The sequence below is a fragment of the Pseudomonas sp. P7779 genome (genome assembly GCF_013386315.1).
Taxonomy (GTDB): Bacteria; Pseudomonadota; Gammaproteobacteria; order Pseudomonadales; family Pseudomonadaceae; genus Aquipseudomonas.
In genome coordinates this window covers 1-9,622 of record NZ_JACARZ010000022.1, presented here as the reverse complement: position 1 = coordinate 9,622, position 9,622 = coordinate 1, and the positions used below count along the sequence as shown (strand labels likewise).

Annotated in this window: 10 protein-coding genes; all 10 read right to left on the bottom strand. The window is 59.0% G+C overall.

Annotation, left to right across the window (positions count from 1 at the left end; all coding sequences use genetic code 11):
- Nucleotides 1-749 (bottom strand): PIN domain-containing protein (locus HX869_RS08225; RefSeq protein ID WP_256736755.1); only part of this gene is annotated, 749 nt, incomplete at its 3' end.
- A 22-nt stretch (nt 750-771) separates the two neighbouring features.
- Entirely contained in the window at nt 772-1,938 is a 1,167-nt protein-coding gene (locus HX869_RS08220) for an Arm DNA-binding domain-containing protein (protein ID WP_178902973.1), read from the bottom strand.
- Between the two features lie 300 nt (nt 1,939-2,238).
- Complete coding sequence (locus tag HX869_RS08215; RefSeq protein ID WP_178902972.1) at nt 2,239-2,865, bottom strand: hypothetical protein; 627 nt, start codon at nt 2,863-2,865, stop codon at nt 2,239-2,241.
- Nucleotides 2,858-4,852 (bottom strand): DNA cytosine methyltransferase, encoded by a 1,995-nt coding sequence (locus tag HX869_RS08210; RefSeq protein ID WP_178902971.1) that lies wholly within the window; start codon nt 4,850-4,852, stop codon nt 2,858-2,860. Before HX869_RS08210 ends, HX869_RS08215 begins: the two co-directional genes overlap by 8 nt.
- Nucleotides 4,845-5,114, bottom strand: coding sequence for a hypothetical protein (locus HX869_RS08205; protein WP_178902970.1), 270 nt, complete (start codon nt 5,112-5,114; stop codon nt 4,845-4,847). Before HX869_RS08205 ends, HX869_RS08210 begins: the two co-directional genes overlap by 8 nt.
- 58 nt (nt 5,115-5,172) lie before the next feature.
- Nucleotides 5,173-5,379 (bottom strand): hypothetical protein, encoded by a 207-nt coding sequence (locus HX869_RS08200; RefSeq protein ID WP_102604848.1) that lies wholly within the window; start codon nt 5,377-5,379, stop codon nt 5,173-5,175.
- Nucleotides 5,376-5,723 (bottom strand): hypothetical protein, encoded by a 348-nt coding sequence (locus HX869_RS08195; RefSeq protein ID WP_102604823.1) that lies wholly within the window; start codon nt 5,721-5,723, stop codon nt 5,376-5,378. The genes HX869_RS08200 and HX869_RS08195 overlap by 4 nt, the downstream gene beginning before the upstream one ends.
- 25 nt (nt 5,724-5,748) lie before the next feature.
- The gene (locus HX869_RS08190) at nt 5,749-6,567 is read right to left on the bottom strand and encodes a hypothetical protein (protein WP_178902969.1); all 819 of its coding nucleotides are present in this window, start codon (nt 6,565-6,567) and stop codon (nt 5,749-5,751) included.
- A 25-nt stretch (nt 6,568-6,592) separates the two neighbouring features.
- On the bottom strand, nt 6,593-9,310 hold the full coding sequence (locus HX869_RS08185) for a toprim domain-containing protein (RefSeq protein ID WP_178902968.1): 2,718 nt from the start codon (nt 9,308-9,310) through the stop codon (nt 6,593-6,595).
- A gap of 12 nt (nt 9,311-9,322) precedes the next feature.
- Complete coding sequence (locus HX869_RS08180) at nt 9,323-9,556, bottom strand: hypothetical protein (protein ID WP_178902967.1); 234 nt, start codon at nt 9,554-9,556, stop codon at nt 9,323-9,325.
- Nucleotides 9,557-9,622 lie beyond the last annotated feature (66 nt).

The following is a 9,622-nucleotide window of genomic DNA, read 5'->3' as shown; positions in this document are numbered from 1 at the left end:
GGTTGTTGCGCTAGTTGTTTGTAATGATCAATTACAGATTTTATAGTGGTATAGATGTGAAGCGATCCATCCCCTTTTTTTCTTGACCATTCTTCGGACAGGTAGCGTTTAGCTTTTACAGACCTTTTGTCTAGGTTTGCTAACGGAGACGCATAGTCACCATCTTTTGATACTATATATAAGTCGCCAGCAGGCACGTGCTGAAGCAGAACTTCCCAATTATATCTGTCGCCAACGCTTTCTCCTTTGCCTGGAGGATTACCACGTTGAGACCTCTCAACTGCGAGTTTGAATGTTCTGTCGTCTTCCTCATATTTTTGCGACTTGTTAAAAATTTCAATTATTTTTTTATCTACTGGCAAGTCATTTTGTAAAGCGAGGCCGGTAGCATTTGCAACTAGCGTCTTCTTTGCTGCTTCAGCATTTCTTAAAGCATCTTGATAATTTTTTGCTGCTTCAGTTCCACGCATGTGATTTGGAATGGCATTTGGAAATTTTTTGCTTTGGAACTCCGTAACTGCAACGTGCAGCTTCGATTCACGATTTCGCTCAAATTCATTCTCGACTTGTTTTGGTAAGTGGAGAACTATCTTGTTCGGATCGATATACTCTAGTAATTCATCTATAACCCCGTCATCGTCGTCGGGGTACGTGTAAAAGTTTAAGAAGATATTCGTATCAATGAACAGATGCATTACTGGCATAAGCAGTCCCTTCGCTTGGAGTGTCGCGGCATTCGTGTTGATCATTTCACACGACCTAAGAGCTTGACTACAGGTCAAGAGCATTCTGAAGCAAACTTATAATGTCTGGCCCGTCCTCGTTGATCCACATTCCATAGTGCTGGCGGATCATGTTTGCGCTGGTGTGGCCCATCTGCTCCGCGATCCAGTCGACCGAAGCCACGCCTGTGGTGAGCAACTGGCTGGCGTAGGTGTGTCGGCACTGGCCAGGACCGCGATAACGAACGCCGGCCGCTTTCAAGTGCGCTTTGAAGAACCTGTCCCTAACCACAAAATCGCTGACGTGTGGCAGGCCGCTCTTGGTGTTCAGGAACACGAAGTGCAGCTTGTGCTTGCGGATCGTTTTGTTGTCCCGCTCGACGACATCCACGGTGTCCACGGTCTTGAGCTGATTGATCGCGTCCAGCTTGCGCAGGGCATCCCACGCAGGCTCCAGCAGACGCACTTTGCGCGTAGAACGCCGGGTTTTTGTCACGCGATAGGCCCCGCGCACCTTGGATCGACGAAAAGTCACCGTCCCTTGTTTCAGGTCGACATCCTCCCAGGCCAGGGCGATGGTTTCCGATACCCGTGGGCCTGCCCAAATCATGAACTGCACCATCAGCAGCTCCTGGGTGCGGCTGGTATGCGTTTCGAGGATCTGCTTGATCTCCGCCCTGGTAAACGGGTCCGGTGCCTCCGGATCGGGAAGGCGCACGAATAACCCCTCAGTTGGGTCGTGTGCAACCTTCTTCCGGGTGCGGTAGAGCCGAAACACCTGGCGCACATTACTGATGATGTCGCGGATGGTCTTGTTCTTCAGCCGCTTCGACAGCGGCCCCTGAATCCATTCCTGCAGGTCCAGGTGGTCAATTTGATCGATCTGAACGTCACCCCAGCGCGGCCGCACATGAACCTCGGCCTTGTTCTTATATCCACGAAAAGAGGTAGCGGCCACGCTGTTGCTCTTGATCGTGAGCCAAAGGTCCAGGTAATGCCCGAAAGTGTTCTCGGCCAGCTTGGTCGACTCGGGAAAATGCCGGCGGTAATCGAAGGTGCCGGCCTGGATTTCGTACTCGATCACTGTGACCAGGCGCTTTGCATGCTCCCGGTTTTCTGGTGTGTTACCGCCGGGCACCAGCTCCCGGCACAGCTCGCCATTGAAACGAAAATAGACCCGTACCGAATTGCCACGGGCCTCTACGCCATCTGCCATATGCGTCCCCACGCGATGTATCGAAAGATTCTTCCAACAGGAAGAAAAAAGGCCCGTCGCCGGGCCTGATGTATTGCGGGTTTAGTGTTGCCGATCACTGCTGGCGAAGTAACCAGAACAGGCTGGCACTTTTTCTAGGTGCCGGTGTGACCCCGGTTTGGGCCTCCTCTGCCCGGCGCTTAGCGTTGGCCGCCTGGCGCGCCTTGCTGCACTTCTGGTGGTTGCCGTGGGCGCGGGATCTGTTGCATTGGTCACAGACACCCGTTAGGTCGAGGTTCCAGGGGAAGGATTTACCGTTGTTCATGGTGCGTTCCCCGCGCCGCAGTTCGGGCAGTCGTCGAAGCGCTGACGTTCGCTGAGAAAACGCCCGCAGCCTTCGCAGTTGAGACGGTCGCTGTAGGTGCGGTTGCGCGGGCGCTTGAGCTTGGGCAGCTTGAGGCCGACCGAGCGCAGTGCCTGCTTGTGATCGAGCAGGGCGGCCCGGACTACTGGTCGGGAACGCTCGACGATGTATCCGCATGGCCACAGCTCGAAGCCTTGGGCCTGGTACCCAGCGGCATCTGCCGCCCCCGGGTGGATGGCGTCATCCAGGTTGCCGGTTGGGCCTTTGCCGCCGCGCCACACCAGATCATTGCCGTCCCACTCGCGTGCGTAGGCCACATAAACGCGGCCGTCTTCGTTGCGGTAGGCCTCAGCCTCTGACTTGGTGAGGTACTGGCAGTCAACGCCGACCTCTGCCCGGGGGCGGACGTACTCCACTGGCCAGGGCAGATCGGTTTCGCGGCACTCGTACTGCTTGACCGCGGACTCGCGTTTGAACTGCTCAGCCTCGTTCAGGTTCGAGGTGTAGCCGCCTCCGTTGCGCCAGAATATGGCCCGGCTGCCGACGTTACTGCGGCTGTCCTGCAAGAAAAAGAGGTCAGACATGACCAACCTCCTGCTTAGCCACGCTCAGTGCAATCGCCACTGGCTGTACCCAAATCGAAACGTTGCTGAGCATGAATGTCTCCCCAGCCTCGGAAAGCAGCAGGGTCATGCCGAAAACATCCGCCATCGCTTTTGCCGCCGCGCGCGGTACCGCGTTGCCGATTCGCTCCCGGTGGTTGCCATCGTTGATACCGTCCAGCAGGAAGAACGGCGCTTGCTCGATCTTGCGCACCCGTTGCATCACCTGGATTTCATGGGCTGTCTGTGGATCCGTTGACCAGTGATCCTCGGGATCAAACAGCGATTGCAGCGCGGCCAGCTCCAGGGTGGTGAACGGGCGGTGCCAGGTACCGTCGAGGCTGGTGATCATGCAGGTCAGTCGGTCGTTGGGCGCCGGCATACGCTGATCCGCTACCGACCACCGGCCGTTGTCGTGACAGGCACTAGCGGACACAGCGCCGGCCGGTGCGTTGTAGTCGACGACACCGTAATGCCCGCCAGTCAGGTACGCGTCGCCCTTAGTGCGCGACATACCCGGGCGCGGATCCGCGATCGATAACGCTCCACTCGCAACCTGCTGCGAGCCGGTCACGGTCTTGGCGCTGTCGCACCAGGGAGTGATTCGCAGCTTTTGCGTGCTGGCCGCTGGGTGCCAGTTCTTGTAAGCCGGATCGGCCACGGCAAAAGCGCCCTGGCCGGTGGTGCTGCCGGCGATGACCGTGCCGGCATGCTTGCTGTAGTCGGTGACCAGGTACTTGCCGAAACCTTTGGATGGTTGCCGAGGGTCGGCCACGGCTTGCCCGCCGGAGCTGGGGCCATGCCCGGCAGTGACAGTTCCGGCGGCTTGGTCGTTGTGCACCACGCGGAAGACGTTGTTATGCCGCTCGCCGCCCATGCGTGGGTCTGCAACGCTGAACGTGCCTTGCCCTGGGCTCCGTTGCCCTGTGACCACGCCGCAGTGGCGGTCGTAGGGCAGTACCCCGTATTGGGTGTATTCAAATTTGCTGGTGGGCCGAGGGTCCGCCACCGAGAACTTGCCATTGGTTGGGCTCGACCGGCCGGCGACCGTCCCGGCGGTGTCATGCCAGTCATGCACTCCCATATAACCGGCGCGGTATTCCGGCACGATCACGAAGTCGCGCAGGTAGCCGTCCTCGATCGCAAACCGGCTCAGGCTGCGCCAGTCCTTACCTGCTTCCACCAATGCCAGGCGAACCCATGTTTTCCACTGCAATGCCGGTACCCGGTGCATCGGCCCCGCCTGGTCGATATCGCCGGCCAGCGGCATGCGGCTCAGCACATCACCAACGGCCCGCAGGCTGCGTTTTTCCGGCTCGTAAAGGAACGCCGGCACCTTCTCGACGTGCCTGGCCACCAGCAAGAAGCGCTTGCGGCTCTGGGCTAACCCGCCAATTTCGCCGCAGTCATGGGTGGTTTCCGCCACCGCGTAACCGTAGTGCCTGAGCAGCTTGGTGATCTGGTCCAGCAGGTACCGGCCCCGGGTTGCCAGGCGCGGCACGTTTTCGAACACGATCAGTGACACCGGGTTGTGCTTCCAGGCTTCGCACATTAGCCATACACAGCGCAACGTCAGCTCGTTGAGTGCCCGGTATTTGGGCGTCTGGCTCATTGTCTCGGACAGCAGGCCAGAGGCCCCCTTGCAGGGGCTGCTGATGAACACGGCGTCCGGGTCTTCGTTGCCGGCGGCGCGGCGCAGATCCTCGGCGGTGGCTTCCTTCCAGCCGGCGGGCGGCTGCTGGCCGTGGAACGCGGTGAACTGCTCGCGGGTGAACAGATCCATCAAAGTGCCAGGTACACCGGTCATCATCTGAAAGTCGCGCAAGCCTGCTGGGTCGACGTCGACACCGCCCAGGCAGCGCCATTCAGCTTGTACAGGGCCGAGGACTGGTTTGGAGTCGCTGAAACCAGCGGCGCCGCTGCCGAGGCCACAGCAGAGGTGAAAGTGGGTGAGGGTGCGCTTAAGCATTGTGGCGATCCCCCATAAGGGATTTCGTCAGCGCATTGGGTTCGCCCTCGCGGGACAGCTTGTTGAGCGGTTGAATGCTCCTGCCATAGCGTGACTCCACGATGGCGACCTGGCCGTCAATCGCCTTGATGGTGCCCTTGCGCACGCTGAATTCGACACTGCGTGCCATGGCCCTGGCGACGACATAGGAAACGGTATCGCCGATTTTAAAGGTGTTCGTGCTAGCCTCTACGGCGCTGCTGCTTTGGGTCTGTGCTTGCATGGTGCTGCTCCTGGGTAGTGGTAGGTGTCGGGGAGTTGGCGCTCCTCGACACCATCTTTCAGGCCGGGTTGGCCTGGTCTTGCTGAATGATCGTTATGACTTCGTCCCGGTCTTTCGCATAAGCGAAGGGCAGTTCGCCCCCTGGCCGAGTGACGGGGTAGCGCGACTCTGGTAACCGGCACAACGCGACGGTGTAGCCGCTGTCGGTCACCCAGCAGTTCTGCTGGAGTTGCCCGTCTCTATTGCGCTTCGGCGCCCATTTCATGCCCATGTCCCTATCAGTTCTTCCCAGATGGCATCGCCATCGGGGAGGTACGTATGCACCTCTTGCTCTGGCGAGTAGTCCAGTTGAAGCACCGCCAGGCAGTCGTCGAACAGTGCGGTGTCGAGGCCGCGCAGGCTGGTGAGCACGAAGGGGTAGTCGTGGCCGTTGTAGAGCCCGAGTAGAAACCGGCCAATCACGGCGCTTTGGCCTGTATCACGCCGGGCGACAGGGATCAGGCGGTTCAGTGCCTCAATACCGGCCTTGCGGATGGCGGGGCGCTTGGCTTCAAACTCTTGCAACTGCTTAAACCAGTTGGGCTGTTGGGTTTGGGCAGGCGTATTCATGCGGATTCTCCTTTCGAAGGCCGGATCAATAAGGAATGGTGTCGAGGAAAGCGATGTCGTGAACCACCTTCCTGGCATCAAGCTGGACGTCCTGCGGGATCGCGAGAAGAGAGCAAAGCAGGTCGAGCAGAGCGAGCATTTGCGCGCAGTTGAGTGCGGTGCGCGCGTTCAGGCGTGGTCCGTATTTGTGCATTAGCTGCCCCTGGTAGCCGGGCAAAAAATCTTTGATGGTGCTGGAAATCCAGTCTTCTGCCTGAGCCACCTTGATACCGAATGCACTTGCCTCGTTTGCGTTGAGGTCGCCGATAGCCTCGGGCCGAATTCTGGGCGTATGGGCGTCGGCACCTGAAAGATCGACCACAACCATTCGACTGCGGACCGCCTCACTGCACTCCAACGGTTGGTTTGCAGTGATCACGAGAGCACCCTTGAAGGTCACGCGCTGGGTCCGATCACCTCGCTCCTGGCTGATGACGTCGCCGGAGCTATAGAGCGGCTTCAGTTCATCCCAATCAAAGGGTTGTTCTGGCTCATCGTGGTGTTCGCAAATGACGATCGGCCCTTCTGCGTTGGCGTAGATGCGAGCCCGTGCGGCCTGGGTAGCGTGAGCCAGCGAATGTGCATAAGGGGTTTGGCCGTTCAACTTTTGCAGGTACTCCAGCATCAGCGACTTACCGCTGCCGGCGGCGCCGTTGATCTGAAGGAACGGGAAGCTGTTCTGGTCTTCACGGATACGGGCGGCATGCGCAGCCCCCATCCACCAGGCCAAAGCAACTACCCCTCTGGCGCCGAAGTAGGCGACAAAATCATTGAAGCGAATAGCCGATTTGAGTTCGTTTTGCATGGTGTTGCTCCTGTTTTTGCGGTGGTTACACGCCCTGGAATACCCAGCAGCGAATGGTTTTACTGGCGTTGAATGCGTCGACCTGGCGCGCTGAATTCACGGGCTTGTTCGACTCCAGAAACTTGGGTGACTTGCTGGTCTTGAGCAGGCGCTTCAGATCGCTCAGCGGGGGAACCTGCTGCCGCTTGTTGGCAGCCATCTCCACGAACTCATTCAGGTTCACGGCGATAAGGCCATCGCGCCGCGCATGGTTGAGCGCGCCTTTCTCGTCCATGCCATTGAGGAAGTCGTACAGGTCCCAAAACTCGCGCACGGTCGGGTGGTCGGCGTTGATCGCCTGCTGCCGCTCCAAGGCCATACGGCTGATTTCGGCGTGTGCAAGGGCTTTGCGACGCTCGCCGAGGGGAACGACCCCGGCGAGTGCATCCACCAGGCTGCGCAGTTGGGCGTGGTTTTTGGCTATACGCACAGTGCGCACGCCAGGCTGGGCCAGCAGCTCCTGCTCGTAGCCGGAGGTGTTTTCCTCCATCAGGCGCATGGTTTCGGCTTCACGTTGCAGCGCCTTGACCAGGAAGCCGCTGATGCTGTCCATCGGCATGCGCTCCAGTTGCTCGGCGTACTGCTTGGTTTCCGGGGTGTGGTGCTCTCGTGTCAGATGCACATGGCAGATCCGCTGCAGGATCGGTTCCGAAGCGTTCACCGGGTTGTTCTGAGCGATCAGCAGAGCGGCGCGGAATGGCGGTTCGTGGGTGTCGTTGCCGTTGTTTTTCACGCCCGTGGAGCGAACGCTACGGCCGTTGTAGGCGGTTTTCAGTTCGTCCCAGTCAAAGTGTTTAACCGGCTGGCCCTCCTTTTGCTCACGCTCCGACTCGATCAGCACGACCGGCAGGTTGCTGACCTGCGAGAAGTTGCGCGCACGGCTTGCGGCCGTCGCTTTGGACGGGTCGAAGCCTTCGTAATCAGTCCGCCCGACCGACTTCCACAGCAGCTCCACCAGGGTGGTCTTGCCCGAGCCGGCTTCACCCACCAGCTCCAGGAACATCAGTGACTTGTGGATCTGGCGGATTTGCTCTGCGTGCAATGCACCCAGCCACCAGGCCAGTACCACAAGGCCCTGTACGCCAAAGCAGCGCCAGTAAATGTCGAACCAACCTTCGTTGTAGGCATTGAGGTCGGTGTTGATGTGCAACACCGGCGACTGGCTCTGTGACTTGATGCTCAGTTTGCCGAGGTCAAAAAAATCTTCCTTGTTGCGCACCTGGACCTTGCCGCCGTGAAAAGCGAGGTCGTTGAAGACGTAGGCTCCATGGTCGCGGCTGTAGCCGATCCATTCGATGGTGTTGACGGTTTTCAGGCAATCGAGCTGCGGCGCCAGGATCCGTTTCAACTGCTGGGCGCTACCCTCGAACATCGCGCCGTTGGAGACGTTGAGCAGGCGATTGGCGAACTCAGGCGCCGAAGTGAGCTGCTTGGCAGTGAATGTGCTTTTGATGGCCGGCCCTTGCGGGCGCTCAATACGGAAGTAGTACCAGGCCTCATCTGTGAGGTCGTTGCGCATGTAATACAGCGCCTGGAAATTGCAGTTGGCGATGCTGGTCACCGAGCCAGATTGGCGCAGTGCCTTGTAGCGCTTTTGGTCGTCGTTGAGCAGTTGGTCCTCATGGCGGTCTGAACTCTCCAGATCGGCCATGGCACGGTCGTACCGCTCAAGGTCCAGCCGAAACCAGTAAAGGCGCTTGCGGAAGGTGAAGTTGAATTCCTTGCGCTCGTCGCGCAGGTAAATGAGGAACCCCTTTTCTTCAGCCGAGTCAGCCAGCAGCAAATCGCCGTGGTGACGGGCTTCGTCCAGATCCTGCTCGATCCGCTCGGCACGCTTGTCGTCGCCCTCGATCGGCTTCCACCGTAGGTGCAGGTCGTTCCAATCAACCTTTTTGCCATTGGGCTGTGGGATCACCGCTGCCTTGCAGGTGAAGCCCAGCTCGCGCGCTTCCTTCGCCCAACGGCGCATGTTGGCCTTGGCGACGGGCTCGTTATCCAATGCCCACACAAGTACCGGCAAGCGCCTGTCGGCGTCGTGGCGCAGCTTGGCCAGGGCCTTGAGTGAGTCGATGGGACAGGGCGCGCTGGACATCATCGACACGGCTGGCACGTCGTTGTGCACCAGTGCAATGGAGTCGAAAATTCCCTCGACTATGAACAGCTCGTCGACTTCCAGCAGGTCGACGCACGGCGGGCACCACCAGACGCCTTTGTAGCCGGGCAAACCATCGCCGGTGGGGCGGAAGCGCGCTTTCATCTTGCCGAAACGATCTGGCCGATCGATCAGCCGTTCCCAGTACCCACCCTTTTCAAGGGCGAAACGCACCGTGGCACTGCCGATGTTTAGCCGGCCATCCCAGTAGTTGTCCTGGGTGAACCAACCGGCAATCAGCTCAAATTTGAAGCCCCGTGCAAATTCAAGGTATGCGCGTGCCGTGGCCAGGGGGTTGTCTGGCGTCGACGGGGCGGTCTTGCTCCAGTCGTTGAACAAATCGTCGTAGACGTCCTTTACGTGGACACGGTGGTCGCACTTTTCCGGCCGTCCGCAGATCAGTGTCCAGGGCGAGTCGTAGAAGGTGTAGAGGGTCTTCTGACCGCAGGCAGGGCAGACACCCTTACGCATATAGTCGGTGCCGCGCATGTGCTTGAGCTGGTAGTCCCGCTCAATGCGTTGGATGACGTCGGCGCGCAGCCTTTCTTTCATTTCCATCGTGGCTTACTTCGCTTCGTCGAGGCTGTGTTTAAGGGCGCCCATCAGGCTTTTTCTTGCTGCCAACCCGGGGAACGCCACCAGCAATGAGCCGTGCCGCAAACCCTCGGGGATCATGCGAAACCGATCGTCATACCAGTGCTCGTTGAGCAGTGCCGAGTACTGCACGCGCAGGTCCTGGAGCAGGACCTCTGCCTGGTCACGGGGCAGTTTTGCGGTGATGGCGATGTCGATTTCCATGGTCCACCTCGGATTGCGGGCAAAGCTCACCCAAACCCATTGGAAACGGGGGCGGGCGGGGTTAGT

Coding starts and splice junctions, on each gene's coding strand:
- HX869_RS08215 (WP_178902972.1), bottom strand. CDS start 2,865: ATGTCTGACCTCTTTTTCTTGCAGGACAGCCGCAGTAACGTCGGCAGC.
- HX869_RS08200 (WP_102604848.1), bottom strand. CDS start 5,379: ATGAAATGGGCGCCGAAGCGCAATAGAGACGGGCAACTCCAGCAGAAC.
- HX869_RS08190 (WP_178902969.1), bottom strand. CDS start 6,567: ATGCAAAACGAACTCAAATCGGCTATTCGCTTCAATGATTTTGTCGCC.
- HX869_RS08180 (WP_178902967.1), bottom strand. CDS start 9,556: ATGGAAATCGACATCGCCATCACCGCAAAACTGCCCCGTGACCAGGCA.
- HX869_RS08220 (WP_178902973.1), bottom strand. CDS start 1,938: ATGGCAGATGGCGTAGAGGCCCGTGGCAATTCGGTACGGGTCTATTTT.
- HX869_RS08185 (WP_178902968.1), bottom strand. CDS start 9,310: ATGAAAGAAAGGCTGCGCGCCGACGTCATCCAACGCATTGAGCGGGAC.
- HX869_RS08205 (WP_178902970.1), bottom strand. CDS start 5,114: ATGCAAGCACAGACCCAAAGCAGCAGCGCCGTAGAGGCTAGCACGAAC.
- HX869_RS08195 (WP_102604823.1), bottom strand. CDS start 5,723: ATGAATACGCCTGCCCAAACCCAACAGCCCAACTGGTTTAAGCAGTTG.
- HX869_RS08210 (WP_178902971.1), bottom strand. CDS start 4,852: ATGCTTAAGCGCACCCTCACCCACTTTCACCTCTGCTGTGGCCTCGGC.